The sequence below is a fragment of the Micromonospora sp. C51 genome (genome assembly GCF_018070435.1).
Classification (GTDB): Bacteria; Actinomycetota; Actinomycetes; order Mycobacteriales; family Micromonosporaceae; genus Micromonospora; species Micromonospora sediminimaris.
Window position 1 is genome coordinate 21,675 of record NZ_JAGPXQ010000020.1, and the last position, 13,303, is coordinate 34,977.

Annotated in this window: 14 protein-coding genes; 2 read left to right on the plus strand and 12 right to left on the minus strand. The window is 72.4% G+C overall.

Translation table 11 applies throughout. The annotated features are described in order from the left end of the window. Window positions 1-38: 38 nt before the first annotated feature. The 8 genes from mutM to rsmD all read right to left on the minus strand — a co-directional run bounded on the left by mutM (window position 39) and on the right by rsmD (window position 5,503). Window positions 39-896: a bifunctional DNA-formamidopyrimidine glycosylase/DNA-(apurinic or apyrimidinic site) lyase gene (gene mutM, locus KBX50_RS19695; RefSeq protein WP_210938695.1), complete on the minus strand. Its 858-nt coding sequence runs from the start codon at window positions 894-896 to the stop codon at window positions 39-41. After that, window positions 889-1,743, minus strand: coding sequence for a ribonuclease III (gene rnc, locus KBX50_RS19700; RefSeq protein WP_210938697.1), 855 nt, complete (start codon window positions 1,741-1,743; stop codon window positions 889-891). The genes mutM and rnc overlap by 8 nt, the downstream gene beginning before the upstream one ends. After that, window positions 1,740-2,702, minus strand: a complete 963-nt coding sequence (locus KBX50_RS19705; RefSeq protein WP_307871021.1) for a phosphate acyltransferase PlsX — start codon at window positions 2,700-2,702, stop codon at window positions 1,740-1,742. The genes rnc and KBX50_RS19705 overlap by 4 nt, the downstream gene beginning before the upstream one ends. Before the next feature lie 120 nt (window positions 2,703-2,822). After that, window positions 2,823-2,996 carry a 50S ribosomal protein L32 gene (rpmF, locus tag KBX50_RS19710; protein WP_091435485.1) on the minus strand — a complete coding sequence of 58 codons (174 nt, stop codon included), beginning with the start codon at window positions 2,994-2,996 and terminating at the stop codon, window positions 2,823-2,825. A 5-nt stretch (window positions 2,997-3,001) separates the two neighbouring features. Continuing rightward, a complete protein-coding gene (locus KBX50_RS19715; protein ID WP_210938701.1) occupies window positions 3,002-3,565 on the minus strand; it encodes a DUF177 domain-containing protein in 564 nt (187 codons plus the stop codon). A gap of 168 nt (window positions 3,566-3,733) precedes the next feature. Further along, window positions 3,734-4,231: a hypothetical protein gene (locus tag KBX50_RS19720; protein ID WP_210938703.1), complete on the minus strand. Its 498-nt coding sequence runs from the start codon at window positions 4,229-4,231 to the stop codon at window positions 3,734-3,736. A 226-nt stretch (window positions 4,232-4,457) separates the two neighbouring features. Then, the gene (coaD, locus tag KBX50_RS19725) at window positions 4,458-4,943 is read right to left on the minus strand and encodes a pantetheine-phosphate adenylyltransferase (protein ID WP_210938705.1); all 486 of its coding nucleotides are present in this window, start codon (window positions 4,941-4,943) and stop codon (window positions 4,458-4,460) included. Then, entirely contained in the window at window positions 4,940-5,503 is a 564-nt protein-coding gene (rsmD, locus tag KBX50_RS19730) for a 16S rRNA (guanine(966)-N(2))-methyltransferase RsmD (RefSeq protein WP_210938708.1), read from the minus strand. The genes coaD and rsmD overlap by 4 nt, the downstream gene beginning before the upstream one ends. 339 nt (window positions 5,504-5,842) lie before the next feature. Between rsmD and KBX50_RS19735 the strand changes: the two genes are divergently transcribed. After that, entirely contained in the window at window positions 5,843-7,348 is a 1,506-nt protein-coding gene (locus tag KBX50_RS19735; protein WP_210938710.1) for a cell wall anchor protein, read from the plus strand. 117 nt (window positions 7,349-7,465) lie between these two features. Here KBX50_RS19735 and recG read toward each other — a convergent pair whose 3' ends face one another. Beyond that, window positions 7,466-9,670, minus strand: a complete 2,205-nt coding sequence (gene recG / locus KBX50_RS19740; RefSeq protein ID WP_210938712.1) for an ATP-dependent DNA helicase RecG — start codon at window positions 9,668-9,670, stop codon at window positions 7,466-7,468. Next, entirely contained in the window at window positions 9,667-11,268 is a 1,602-nt protein-coding gene (locus KBX50_RS19745; RefSeq protein ID WP_210938714.1) for a DAK2 domain-containing protein, read from the minus strand. The genes recG and KBX50_RS19745 overlap by 4 nt, the downstream gene beginning before the upstream one ends. Window positions 11,269-11,484: 216 nt before the next feature. Between KBX50_RS19745 and rpmB the strand changes: the two genes are divergently transcribed. Next, the gene (gene rpmB / locus KBX50_RS19750) at window positions 11,485-11,676 is read left to right on the plus strand and encodes a 50S ribosomal protein L28 (RefSeq protein ID WP_093401721.1); all 192 of its coding nucleotides are present in this window, start codon (window positions 11,485-11,487) and stop codon (window positions 11,674-11,676) included. A 107-nt stretch (window positions 11,677-11,783) separates the two neighbouring features. On the opposite strand, the gene KBX50_RS19755 is transcribed toward rpmB, so the two are convergent. Further along, the gene (locus KBX50_RS19755; RefSeq protein WP_210938716.1) at window positions 11,784-12,245 is read right to left on the minus strand and encodes a GNAT family N-acetyltransferase; all 462 of its coding nucleotides are present in this window, start codon (window positions 12,243-12,245) and stop codon (window positions 11,784-11,786) included. 49 nt (window positions 12,246-12,294) lie between these two features. After that, window positions 12,295-13,233 (minus strand): thiamine-phosphate kinase, encoded by a 939-nt coding sequence (locus KBX50_RS19760; RefSeq protein WP_210938718.1) that lies wholly within the window; start codon window positions 13,231-13,233, stop codon window positions 12,295-12,297. Window positions 13,234-13,303: the final 70 nt, after the last annotated feature.

Here is a 13,303-nt window from a genome sequence, read left to right on the forward strand (position 1 = left end):
GCCAGCTCCGCCAGCCGCGCCCGGCCGGGGCGGTGGTGTCAGGGGCGGAGCCTGGTCCGGGGTCGGGGCTGGCAGCGCGGGCAGCTGTAGGACGACCGGTTCATGAACGCCTCGCGGCGGATCGGTGCGCCACAGCGACGGCAGGGCTGCCCCTCCCGTCCGTACGCGTTCAACGACCGGTCGAAGTAGCCGCTCTCGCCGTTGACGTTGACGTAGAGGGCGTCGAAGCTGGTGCCACCCGCGGTGATCGCCTCGCCGAGGACGTCCCGTACGTGCGCGAGCAGCCGCTGGGCGGCCGGGCCGGTCAGCGCGTCGGTGGACCGGGTGCCGTGCAGCCCGGCCCGCCACAGCGCCTCGTCGGCGTAGATGTTGCCCACGCCGGAGATCAGGCTCTGGTCGAGCAGCGCCCGCTTCACCTCGGTACGCCGCCGGCGCAGCGCGGCCACGAACTCCGCGTCGGAGAACTCCGGGTCCAGTGGGTCGCGAGCGATGTGGGCGATCTCCGCCGGCAGTGTGCCACCGCCCTCGCTGACCGAGAGCCCGCCGAACGTGCGCTGGTCGACGAAGCGCAGCTCGGGCCCGCCGTCGTCGAAGCGGAACCGGACCCGCAGATGCGTCTCGTCGGGCGCGTCCGTTGGTTGCAGCAGCAGTTGCCCGGACATCCCGAGGTGCCCGACGACGGCGTCCCCGCTGTCCAGCGGCAGCCAGAGATACTTTCCGCGTCGTCGGACGTCGAGCACCTTCCGGCCGGCCAGCACGTCCGCGAAGTGCGCTCCGCCGGGCAGATGGCGACGAACCGCCCGGGGGTGGCGCACCTCCACGGCATGGATCCGGCGGCCGATGACCCAGCGGGACAGGCCCTGCCGGACGGTCTCCACCTCCGGCAGCTCAGGCATGGTGCGGCTGGGCTTCGACCTCGTCCGCCCGCTGGCCGTCGACCACCGCGTTCACCTGCTCGTCGGCCGAACCGTCGGCGGTCGCCCCATCCTGGCCGTCGACGGTTGGCCCATCCCGGCCGTCGGCGGTTGCCTCCGCCTCCTCGGTGAGGGTCCGCCACGCCGATTCCGCGGCCCGCTGCTCGGCCTCCTTCTTGCTCCGCCCGTCAGCGCCGCCGTACCGGTTGCCGGCGACCACCACCCAGGCGGTGAAGGTTTTCAGGTGGTCGGGCCCGGTGCCCTCGATCCGGTATTCCGGAACGCCGAGGCCGAGCGCGGCGGTCAGTTCCTGAAGGCTGGTCTTCCAGTCCAGCGCGGCGCCCCGGCCGGCGGACTCGGCCATCAGCGGGTCGAACAGCCGGTGGATGACGATGGCGGCGGTGTCCAGGCCGTACTGGAGGTAGATCGCGCCGAGCAGCGCTTCGAGGGTGTCGGCGAGGATGCTGGCCTTGTCCCGACCGCCGGTGGTCTCCTCGCCCTTGCCGAGCAGCAGATAGGGGCCGAGCCCGTCCGGGCCCAGGCCGCGTGCCACGTCGGCGAGGGCACGCATGTTGACCACGCTGGCCCGCAGCTTCGCCAGCTGGCCCTCCGGCAGGTCGGGGTGGTTCTGGAAGAGCGCGGTGGTGATCACCACACCCAGCACCGAGTCGCCGAGGAACTCCAGCCGCTCGTTGGTGGGCAGCCCGCCGTTCTCGTACGCGTACGAACGGTGGGTGAGCGCGCGTTCCAGCAGATCCGGATCCAGTGAGACGCCGAAGGCGGCCTCCAGGTGGCCGATTGCCGGCCGCCGACGCTTGTCGTTGCTCATGATGTGCGTACCTCGGTGTCGGTCGTGCGATCGGTGCGGTTCTCGGCGAGCAGCGCGGCGACCCGCTCGGTGGCGTCACGCCGCCAGAGGTGGGCGGCCAGGGCGATGCCGGAGGTGATGTCATCGGCGCGGGCGGCGCCGTGGCAGACGACGACGGTGCCGGCCACGCCGAGCAGCGCGGCCGCCCGGGGCGCGCCACCACCGGGCGGGGTCCCGCCGGCCATCGCGTACGCGCCTTCGACGGCTTTGAGCAGCACGTTACCGGTGAAACCGTCGGTGACCACCACATCGGCCCGCGTGCCGAGGCAGACGTCGTACCCCTCGACGAGACCGACGTAGCGGGCCTCGCCGGGCAGTGCCGCCGCGCTGAGCACGGGGTCGGTGAGCCGCCGGGCACGGTCACCCTTGCCGGGTTCGGTGCCCACGGAGAGCAGCCCCACCCGGGGCGCGGCGACGCCGTGGGCGACCGCGGCGTAGGCGGCACCGAGCGCGGCGTGCCGGGCGAGAGTCGCCGGGTTCGGTTCCAGTGAGCCACCGACGTCGAGCAGGACGACGGTGCCGGAGACGGCAGGCAGCGCGGCAGCGAGGGCCGGGCGCCGCACATCGGGCCAGCGTCCGAGGCCGATGGCGGCGGCGGTGACGGTCGCGCCGGTGGAGCCGGCGGAGACCAGCGCGTCGGCGTACCCGGCACGGACCGCCGCCACGGCCGCCCGGACGGTGGTCTCGGCGCGTGCCGCGCTGGGGTCGTCGGCCATCTCGACGACGGAGTGTGTCGGGCGGACCGTGATCCGGTCCCGTTGTGCCGGGTCCAGGGCGTCGATCAGCGCGCCGGCGGCCTTGGTCGGCCCGACGAGAAGCAGGTGCAGGTCCGGGTCGTCGCACACCGCCCGCAGAGCGCCGTCCACCACGACGGCGGGAGCCTCGTCCCCGCCGAGGAGGTCAACGGCGATCCGTGCGATGTCCGACTCCGTCTCGACGCCGACCGGCCTGGGCCGGCCGGCGTCGGCCGGAGTTGCGGGCGATCGCCGGGGGGTGTGCGTCACCCGACCTGTGGTCGGAGACGTCACGCGCCGTCCGGGTCAGACCTCAAGGACCTGGCGGCCGTTGTAGGTGCCGCAGACCGAGCAGGCGGCGTGCGGCAGCTTCGCGGACTTGCACTGCGGGCAGGCGACGGTCGCGACCGCCGCGGCCTTCCAGTTCGCCCGGCGGGACCGGGTGTTGCTGCGCGACATCTTGCGCTTGGGGACGGCCACGGTTCTTACTCCTCTGTACGGGTCAGTTGCGACAGGCCCGCCCAACGCGGGTCGATCTGCTGGTGGCTGTGATCGGCCGGCAGATCGTCCCGGTGCACCCCGCATTCGGGGCACAGACCTGGGCAGTCCTGGCGGCAGAGCGGGTTGTTCGGCAGCGCGAGCACCACCGCGTCCCGCAACGCCGGTTCCAGGTCGATCAGGTCTCCCTGCATTCGACCCACTTCGTCCTCTTCGGTGGTGACGTCCGTGGTGCTGTTCTCGTACGCGTACAGCTCCTGGATCGTCACCGTCACCGAGTCGTTGATCTCGCGCAGGCAGCGACCGCACTCACCCCGGATCGGACCGCTCACGGTCCCCGAGACGAGCACGCCCTCGGACACCGACTCCATCCGCAGATCGAGGTCGAGGTCCGCGCCCTCCGGCACGCCGATCAACTCCACGCCGAGGTCCGACGGTGCCGGGACCACCCGTTCGACGGTACGCAGAGCACCAGGTCGACGCGGCAGCTCCCTCGTGTCGAGGACCAGCGGCGACCTGGGGTCGAGTGAAGTGGGTGAGTTCTTGGGCATAGTCAGACTCCGGCCGGTGAGAGGCCGACAAACGAGGTTACCTGGACGGACGCTCCAGCGTCGAATCGGGGGTGACCAGCCGTCCCGGCACCGGGAGCAGCGGATGATCCCGGCACTGGCGGACAGTCCGGCCGGCAGCGGACGATCCGTTCGACGACCCTGTGGCGGTCAGAAGGGCAGCGGACGCTCCGCCTCCTCCCCGGCGAAGGTGCCGATCTCCCGCAGCGCATGCATCTTGTCCCGGCCGCGCTCTATCGAGGCCAGCGCCCGGGTGAGGAACTGCTCGAAGTTGGCCAACGCGGTGTCGACGTAGTCGTCGACCTCCTCGCGCAGCCGCTGCGCCTCCGCCCGCGCTTCGGCGATGATCCGGGCGCCCTCGTGCTCGGCGGAGACGGTGATCTCGTTCACCGAGACCAGGCGGGCGTGTTCCGCCTCACCCTCGCTGATGATGCGGTCGGCCTCCCGCTTGCCGGCCTCCATGATCTTGTCCCGCTCCTCCAGCAGGGCGGCGGCGCGGCGCAGGTCGGCGGGGAGTTCGGCGCGCAGTTCGTCGAGGGCCGCGATCATCTCACCCCGGTCGACCATGCAGTTGTTGCGCGACATCGGCACGGAGCGCGCCTGCTCCACGATGGTGATCAGTTCGTCGATGCGGTCGAGCGGGTCCACCGGTACCTCACTCCTGTCGTTCGTCGGGCCGACCTACATCATGCGGGCTGCGGCCGGTTTCCCGCTTCACCCATGATGTCGTCCGGCACCAACCCCGCACCGACCCCTCCCCGGGCGTGTCGCCCCGCCCATCTCGCGATCTTGCACTTTCTGTCCCCGCGAACCACGCCGAAGCGCCACGAAGGCGACCATAACTGCGAGATTGCGGCCGGGAAGCGGTTGGCGGTCAGGCTGGCGGGGGCACCAGTCGGGCCTTCAATGCCTCCCGGACCACGTCCGGCACGTGGGGCGTGACGTCGCCACCCCACTTGGCCACGTCCTTGACCAAGCTGGACGAGAGGAAGGAGTAGAGCGGGTTGGTCGGCATGAACAGCGTCTCGACCCCGGCCAGGCCGATGTTCATCTGGGCCATCTGCAACTCGTAGTCGAAGTCGCTGACCGCCCGCAGACCCTTGATGAGCACGGTCGCCCGCTGCGCCCGGCAGAAGTCCACCAGCAGGCCCCGGAAGGATTCCACCCGCACGTTGCCGTAGGAGGCGGTCACCTCGCGGAGCATGTCGATGCGCTCCTCGACGGTGAACAGGCCACTCTTCGACTGGTTTACCAGTACGCCGACGATCACCTCGTCGAACAGCCGGCTGGCCCGGCCGACGATGTCGAGGTGACCGTTGGTGACCGGGTCGAACGATCCGGGACACACCGCACGTCTCATGATCGGCGACCGTACCAAAGGGTGGTCTCGCCGTACCGGCGACTGCGCTGGCCAGTGATGCCTTCCACCCACTCGACCGGTCCGCTACGGCTGGACCGCTCCACCACGACCAACGCCTCCGGCGCCAACCAAGCTCCGTCCAGCAGAGCGGCGAGCATCGCGCGCACGTCGTCGTCCGGCAGGGCGTACGGCGGATCGGCGAAGACGACGTCGTACGGGTCACCCTCCGCACCGGCGGCCAGCACGGTGGCAACCTTGCCGGTGACCAGTCGGGCCGACGTACCGACCCGCAGCGCCGCCAGGTTCTCCCGGATCACCCGGGCGGCACGCGGGTCGGACTCGACCAGCAGCGCGTGCGCGGCGCCCCGGGACAGCGCCTCCAGGCCGACGGCGCCCGAGCCGGCGTAGAGGTCGGCGAAGCGGATCCCGTCGAGGTCCACCTCGGCTTCGACCGCGCTGAACAACGCCTCGCGTACCCGGTCGGAGGTGGGTCGGGTGCCGGCACCCGACGGGGCCGCGATCCGCCGGCCACCCAGACTGCCCGCGACGATGCGGGTCATCGCTCGCTCCTGCTCACCTTCCTGACGCTACGCGACTGCGGACCAGCCTCGGGCCGACGGAGCCGCATCGCGGCGGCGTGCCGGTCCAGACGGGACAGTGGAGCGCGCCGCCCCCGAATGATCACTACGGGTATATCAATAATCTCGAATTGACAACATCTCACTTAAGCTTCTCTGAGGGCTGTTTCGTTTCTCGCGATCTCGCTAGGGTCTGCCCGGTGCCGGCGCATCGCCGCCGGTCATCGGCAAGGGAGGCACCCTCTCAGGCGCGGCACGTGCCGCCAGCGCCGACCGTCCCGCCCGCGCCGACCCTGACGCATCTTCACCCCGGGAGTACGCGTGATCCGACCCAAGCTGTCGCTGCGGCGGCCGCTGGCTGTCCTGGCAGCCGCCCTCATCGGCCTGACCGGAGCAGCGGCGGTGGCCACCCCCGCCAGCGCTCACCACACCACCATCACCGCCACCGTCGTCTGCGACCAGCTCAGCGGTGAGCGGGTGATCACGTGGAAGGTGGAGAACAGCGAACGTAACAAGGACGCCACGATCACGAAGGTCACGGCCAACCCCAACACCGACGTGACCGTGCAGGTGCGTGCCAACGAGAGCCGGCCGCTGCACAGCGTCGTCATCCCCAAGAACTCCTTCGTGGAGGCGGTCCAGCGGGTGCCGGGCGACACCACCCGCGCCACGCTGCGAGTGGATGCGGTCTGGCACAAGAACAACGCCCGCGCGAGCAACGAGGGCAGCATCAATCTCGACCGCGACGGGGCGTGCACCCCGGCGCCGAAGTGCGTCGACGCCAGCGAGGCGAAGTACAGCCACACCTTCGACGGTCCGAAGGGCACGGCGACGGTCAAGCTGGAGGGTGACCTGCCGCTGTGCGGTGACGAGAAGCAGTACTTCACCCTGGTGTCGTACTTCGCGCCGCGCCCGCAGTTCGCCACCCCGCAGTACGTCTACGGCGAGCCGGACAGCGACTTCCTCGGTGCCGGCCAGAACGAGATCGAGCTGAACGTCGGTGTCCCGGACTGCCACACCCAGGTCGACCTGATCTGGGGCGGTGTCGACGAGGTCATCGACCCGCTGGTCGAGGACGGCCCGCGCTACGGCTCGAAGAAGCTCGGCGACAAGGGTGCTCCCGGCAACCGCTCCTCGGGCCCGCAGGGCTGGTACAACGGCGGCAGCAAGAACTGCACCACCCCGGCGTCCACCTTCTCGTCCGCCTGCGACGGCAGCGTCACCGTCTCGCTGAGCAACGACGGTTCGATCTCCAAGTACCCGGTCGAGTTCGAGGTCCGGGCCGAGAACGGCTGGTCCAAGACCGTCACTGTCGCGCCGGGCAAGGCCGACAACGAGACCGTGGTGCCCGCCGAGAACGCCGGCAAGATCGAGGTGCTGGTCGACGGCAAGGTCATCGAGAACGGCACCTACTCCTGGGAGCGTCCCGAGGACTGCCCGCTGCCGACGGTGACCACCGACGCGGACTGCGAGACCTTCGGGCTGACCGCGTCGAACCCGGAGGGTGGCATGCCGGTCAAGGTGGAGTTCACCTACGGCGACAAGACCGAGACCCGTACCGTCGCGCCGGGTTCGTCGGAGAAGGTCACCTTCCCGGCCGGTGACGAGGAGGCGGCGCTTGTCGTCCTGCCGGAGCTGGGCCTGGAGCTTGAGGTCGTCTACGCCCCCGAGGGCTGCGGCGGTGGTGGCGGCGGCGATGAGGAGCCGGGCCTGCCGGTGACCGGCGCTGCGGCCGGCGGCATCGCCGCAGGCGCGATCGCCCTGCTGGCGTTGGGCGCGGTCCTGTTCGTGATGGCACGGCGGCGGCGGATCCACTTCACCGCCTGAGCCGAGCTGAGCGTGCCCGCCCCGGTCACCCCGTTCCACGGGTGACCGGGGCGGTTCGCTGTCCCGACCAGATTCGCGACGGCCGGCGCGCGGGGATCGGCGGGGCGAGCGGCTCGGTCAGCCCTTCTCGAGGTACTCGGCGCGGTCGGCGTCGACAAGCGCGGCCACCGAGGCGGCGAGCGCCGGATGCCGGGTCAGCGCCGGATCCTCCTCGACCAACGCGATCGCCTCCGCCCGCGCGTCCCGGATCAGGTCCGCGTCGCGCAGCAACGACAGCAGGCGCAGGTGCGAACGACGGCCGGACTGGGTGGCGCCCAGCACGTCCCCCTCCCGCCGCTGTTCCAGGTCCAGCTCGGCGAGCTTGAAACCGTCAGTGGTGGAGGCGACCGCGTCCAGCCGCTCCCGTGCCCCGCTGCCCTCGGCCGCCTCGGTCACCAGCAGACAGAGCCCGGGCGCGCTGCCCCGGCCCACCCGGCCGCGCAACTGGTGCAGCTGCGAGACGCCGAACCGGTCCGCGTCCAGCACCACCATCATCGTCGCGTTGGGTACGTCCACCCCGACCTCGACCACCGTGGTGGCCACCAGCACGTCCAGCTCTCCGGCGGCGAAGGACCGCATCACCGCGTCCTTCTCGTCGGCCGGCAGTCGGCCGTGCAGGACCCCGATCCGCAGACCGTGCAACGGCCCGTCGGCCAGCAACGGCGCGACCTCGGTCACCGCCAGCGGTGGACGCCGTTCCGAGTCGTCGACCGTCGGCGGCTCCTCCTCGCCCCCGGACGTCGAATCCCCGATCCGGGGGCAGACCACGTACGCCTGGTGGCCGGCGGCCACCTCCTCACGCAGCCGACGCCAGGCACGGTCGAGAAAGGCCGGCTTCTCCGCAGCCGGTACGACGTGCGAGGCGATCGGTGAACGACCGCGCGGCAGTTGGGACAGGGTGGAGATCTCCAGGTCGCCGTAGACCGTCATGGCCACCGTACGAGGGATCGGGGTGGCGGTCATCACCAGTACGTGCGGCGGCTGATCCGCCTTGGCCCGCAACGCGTCCCGCTGCTCGACACCGAACCGGTGCTGCTCGTCGACCACGACCAGACCGAGATCGGCGAAGTCCACCCCCTCGTAGAGCAGGGCGTGGGTGCCGAGCACGATGCCGGCCGCGCCGCTGGCAACCTCGGCCAGCGCCCGACGCCGGGCCGCCGCGCCCAGCGAGCCGGTGACCAGTTCCACCCGGGTGGCGTGCTCGGCGGCACCCAGCTCGCCGGCCTGGGCGAGCGGGCCGAGCAGGTCGAGCATGCCCCGGTGATGCTGGGCGGCGAGCACCTCGGTCGGGGCCAGCAGCGCGGCCTGCCCGCCCGCGTCGACCACCTGGAGCATCGCCCGCAGCGCCACCACGGTCTTGCCGGAGCCGACCTCGCCCTGCAACAGCCGGTGCATCGGATGACCGGTGGCCAGGTCGGTGGCGATCTCCACGCCGACGTCACGTTGACCGGCGGTCAGCTCGTACGGCAGCCGGGCGTCGAACGCGTCGAGCAGACCGCCCGATCGCCCGGGCCTGGGACACGCGGGCGACGCGGCGGCGTCCCGCTTGCGCCGGACCAGGGTCACCTGCACGGCGAACGCCTCGTCCCACTTCAGCCGCCGACGGGCCCGGTACAGCTCCTCCCGGCTGGACGGCCGATGGATCTCCCGGAGGGCGGTGCCCAGGCCGACCAGGTTCCGGCTGGCCCGTACCGTCGCCGGCAACGGATCCTCCGGCGGGGCCACCGTGTCCAGCACCACCCGTACGCAGCGGGCGATCACCCAGGTGGGCACTGCCGCAGCGGCCGGGTAGACCGGAATGATCGCCCCGGCGAACTCCTCGATCTGCTCGCTGGCCGCGACCTCGGTGTCGGTCTGCTCCCCCAGCAGGACGTACTCCGGCCCGTTGAGCTGCCGCCGGCCACGGAACTCGGTGACCTTTCCGGCGAACAGCCCCCACCGGCCAGGCCGCAGCTCGCGTTCGCGCCACGCCTGGTTGCCGAAGAAGGTGAGGGTGAGACTGCCGCCGGAGCCGTCGCCGACGGTGACCTCCAGCAGGTTGCCCCGCCGCTGCCGCATCGGGCGTACGGCGGTGCGCTGCACCTGGGCCAGCACGGTGACCTGCTCGCCGACGTCCAACGCGCGGATGTCGGTGTGCTCGCCACGCTCGTCGTAGCGGCGGGGGAAGTGGTAGATCAGGTCACCCGCGGTGTGCAGGTCGAGGTGGCCGGCGAGCGCCTTGGCGGTCTTCTCCCCGACCAGCTTCTTCAGCGGGGTGTCCAGGTCGGACGGATCGGCGGTCATTCGACACCGACCAGCAGGGGATGGTGTGGTTGCCCGCCCGGATACACCTGCACCTCCACGAACGGCCAGCGCGCCGTGAGGTGCGCGCGCACCGCGTCGACCAGCCCGTCGGGCGCGTCGGCTCCGACGAGCAGGGTGACCAGCTCGCCGCCACCGCCGAGCATCCGGTCGACAAGCGCGACGGAGGTGTCCACCAGGTCGGCGCCGATCAGATTCACCTCGCCCTCGACCAGGGCGAGCACGTCACCGGCGCGGCACGGCCCGGCGACGGTGAGCGCCTCGCGGCCGGCCCGGCACACCTCGGCGTACCGGCAGGCGCCGGCGGCCTCGGCCATCGCGATCACGTCGTCGGCGAAGCGGCGCTGCGGATCGCGCACGGCGAGCGCCGCCAGCGCCTGCACCGGTGACCGGGTCGGTACCACCGCCACCTCCACCCCCAGCCGGTGCGCCTCCTCGGCGACCTGGTTCGCCACCGCCTGCGCGTCCGGGTCGTTGGGCAGCACCACCACCCGGGCCGCGCCGGTGGCGCGCACCGCGTCGAGCAGCTCCCCGGTCGAGGGGTTGCCGGGCACCACCACCGCTCCCTCGGCGGCGAGCAGCTCGGCGATCCCGGCGCCGGCGGCCACCACCACGGCGGCCCGCCCGTCGGGCAACCGGGGCGGTACGGGCTCCTGGTGGTCGACGAAGCGGGTCACCGCGATCTGGTGCGGGCGGCCGGCCACCACGCCCGCCTCGATCGCCGCGCCGACGTCGTTGACGTGCACGTGGACCTGCCAGGTGCCCTGGTCGCCGACGACCACCAGGGAGTCGCCGATCGTGACCAGTGTCTCCCGCATCCGCTCCACCGCGGTGGGCTCGGCGTCGAGCAGGAACTGCACCTCGTAGGCGTACTCGGCCGAGCCGGTCTCCCGGGCGACGGTGACCGGCGGACGCACCAGCGGAAGACTGGGCGCCGGCCGCACCGGGTGCTCCCCCGTGACCACCTCGACGAGGGCATCGAGCAGCAGGCACAGCCCCTGCCCACCGGCGTCGACCACTCCCGCTCGGGCCAGCGCCGGCAACTGCTCGGGAGTGCGGGCCAGCGCGCCGGCCGCGGCGTTGGCCGCGGCCCGGGCCACCACGCGCAGCTCGTCGCTGCCAACCTGCTCGGCCGCGTCGGCGGCGGCCGAGACCACGGAGAGCAGGGTGCCCTCCACCGGGCGGGCCACCGCCGTGTACGCCGCGTCGGTGGCCTCCCGCAGGGCTGCGGCCAGCTCCCGGCCCCGCACCTGCGGGACGGCGGCCAGGGTGTCGGCGAGACCCCGCAGGATCTGCGACAGGATCACCCCGGAGTTGCCCCGCGCGCCGAGCAGGGCACCCCGGGCCATCAGGCGCAACGCGTGCCCGTGGGCGGTCGAGACGCCGTCGGCGTGGGTGTCGAGGTCCATCGCCAGCGCCTGCTGCGCGGAGGTGAGGGTGAGCACCAGGTTGGTGCCGGTGTCACCGTCGGGCACCGGGTAGACGTTCAGCTCGTCGATCTCACCCTGGTGCCGCTTGAGCGCGGCCAGGCCGCTGGCGCACCAGCGGCGCACAGCGGCGGCGTCGAGGGTGTCCAGCACGCTGGCAGCCTACTGGCGTACGCTGACACTCGCCCGACACCGGGCGGGTCCGGTCCAGATCAGGTCTCGCGGGCGCTGCCGTCCGCATCGCCTGCTGCGCCGTGGCGGTGGCCGAGCCCGGTTGGGCAGGCGACTTCCGCATCGGGTACCCTGGCCAGGTTGCCCGGGCTGCGCCTGGTGCCGACCTCATGAACGTTTCAATCCCAGGAGTATCCCGTGGCTAGCGTGTGTGACGTCTGTGGCAAGGGGCCGGGCTTCGGCCACAACGTGTCCCACTCGCACCGGCGGACCAACCGCCGCTGGAACCCGAACATCCAGTCGGTGCGCACCCCGGCCGGTGGCGGCACGACCAAGAAGCTGAAGGTCTGCACGTCCTGCATCAAGGCCGGCAAGGTCGCCCGCGCCTGACGCGGTAACACCGGGACATCACGACTGTCAGCACCGGCGGGCCCCAGCGGGCCCGCCGGTTTTGTCGTGTCCGCAGGCCGGTGCCGGGTGTCCGGCGAGCGGGATGCTCAGAGCGTGCGGCCGAACGACAGGCAGCCGGGCTCGTCGGCGTAGAAGCCGAAGTTGGGGATCCGCTCGTAGCCGGCCGCCTTGTACAACGCGATCGCCTCGGGCTGCCGGTCACCGCACTCCAGGATGATCCGTCGACGGCCGTGCTCACGGGCCGAGCGTTCGATGGCCGCCAGCACCGTGCGGGCCACGCCCCGCCCCCGGGCCTCCGGCGCGGTGTACATCCGCTTCACCTCGGCGTGCTCCTCGCCGTGGCTGCGCCAGCCGCCGCAACCCACCGGCTGCCCGTCGATCCGGGCGACCAGGAACGCCCCGGCCGGCGGCACGAACTCGCGCGCGTCGACCGGGGTCTCGTCGCCGCTGCCGCCGTACCGGGCGCTCAGGTCAGCCAGGGTCGCGGTGATCAACCGCTGGGCCTCCGGCGAGTCGAACGGCACCCGGTGGATCTCGATCTCGTGCACCCGTGCAGGGTACGACGCGGCTGGCAGCGCCCTGCGGGGTGGCCTGTGGTCAGCGAAAATGGTCCCATCCGGCCGGCCCGTCGAACGGTCGGCCGTCCACCGTCACACCGCAGCCCACGGTCACCCGGCCGATCGCCCGCCAGCCCGGGGGCAGGGCGGTCGCCGGGGGAAAGGTCGCGGCGAGCGCATGGTCGTCGCCACCGGCCAACAGCCAGGCGTACGGGTCGACGCCGAGCGCCTGCGCGGCGTCACGCATCTGCGGCGGCACGTCGAAGGCGTCCCGGGTGATGTCCACGGCCACCCCGCTGGCCTTCGCCACGTGCCCGAGATCGGCGAGCAGCCCGTCCGAGACGTCGATCATGGCGGTGGCGCCGAGCCGGGCGGCCTGCGGCCCGGCCGGATAGGGCACCTCCGGCCGCCGGTACGCCTCGACCAGCAGCCGGGGCGTCCGGAAGCCACGGGAGAGCACGGTGAACCCGGCCGCCGCGTACCCGGTGCGACCGGCCAGGGCGAGCAGGTCACCGGGTCGGGCACCGGCCCGGGTCACCGGTGACCGACCACCCAGGTTGCCGAGCGCGGTGACCGCGATGGTCAGCGTGGGGCTGGCCGACATGTCCCCGCCCACCACACTGGCCCCGACGCCGGCCGCCTCGGCGCCGAGCCCGTCGGCAAGTTGCTCCAGCCAGCCGGTGTCGACGTCCTCCGGTACGCAGAGCGCCACCAGCAGGGCGGTCGGCTCCGCGCCCATGGCCGCCACGTCGGCGAGGTTCGCCGCCGCCGCCCGGCGCCCGATGTCGTGCGGACCGGACCAGTCCCGGCGGAAGTGCCGCCCCTCGACCAGCACGTCGGTGGTGGCGACCACCCGGGCGTCGGGCGCGGCGACCACCGCGGCGTCGTCACCCGGGCCGAGCAGCACCGTCGGGCCGTACGACAGCCGGGCGGTGACCCGGTCGATCAGCCCGAACTCGCCGACACCCGCGACACTCACGACGACACCGCCCTGAGCCTGATGGCTCGCTCGCTGCGCATGCTCACGACGGCACTCCGCTGCGCTGCGT

What these genes read in the sequence shown, in the direction of transcription:
- mutM (WP_210938695.1), bottom strand. Translation starts at nt 896, where the DNA reads ATGCCTGAGCTGCCGGAGGTGGAGACCGTCCGGCAGGGCCTGTCCCGC.
- rnc (WP_210938697.1), bottom strand. Translation starts at nt 1,743, where the DNA reads ATGAGCAACGACAAGCGTCGGCGGCCGGCAATCGGCCACCTGGAGGCC.
- KBX50_RS19715 (WP_210938701.1), bottom strand. Translation starts at nt 3,565, where the DNA reads ATGCCCAAGAACTCACCCACTTCACTCGACCCCAGGTCGCCGCTGGTC.
- coaD (WP_210938705.1), bottom strand. Translation starts at nt 4,943, where the DNA reads ATGAGACGTGCGGTGTGTCCCGGATCGTTCGACCCGGTCACCAACGGT.
- rsmD (WP_210938708.1), bottom strand. Translation starts at nt 5,503, where the DNA reads ATGACCCGCATCGTCGCGGGCAGTCTGGGTGGCCGGCGGATCGCGGCC.
- recG (WP_210938712.1), bottom strand. Translation starts at nt 9,670, where the DNA reads ATGACCGCCGATCCGTCCGACCTGGACACCCCGCTGAAGAAGCTGGTC.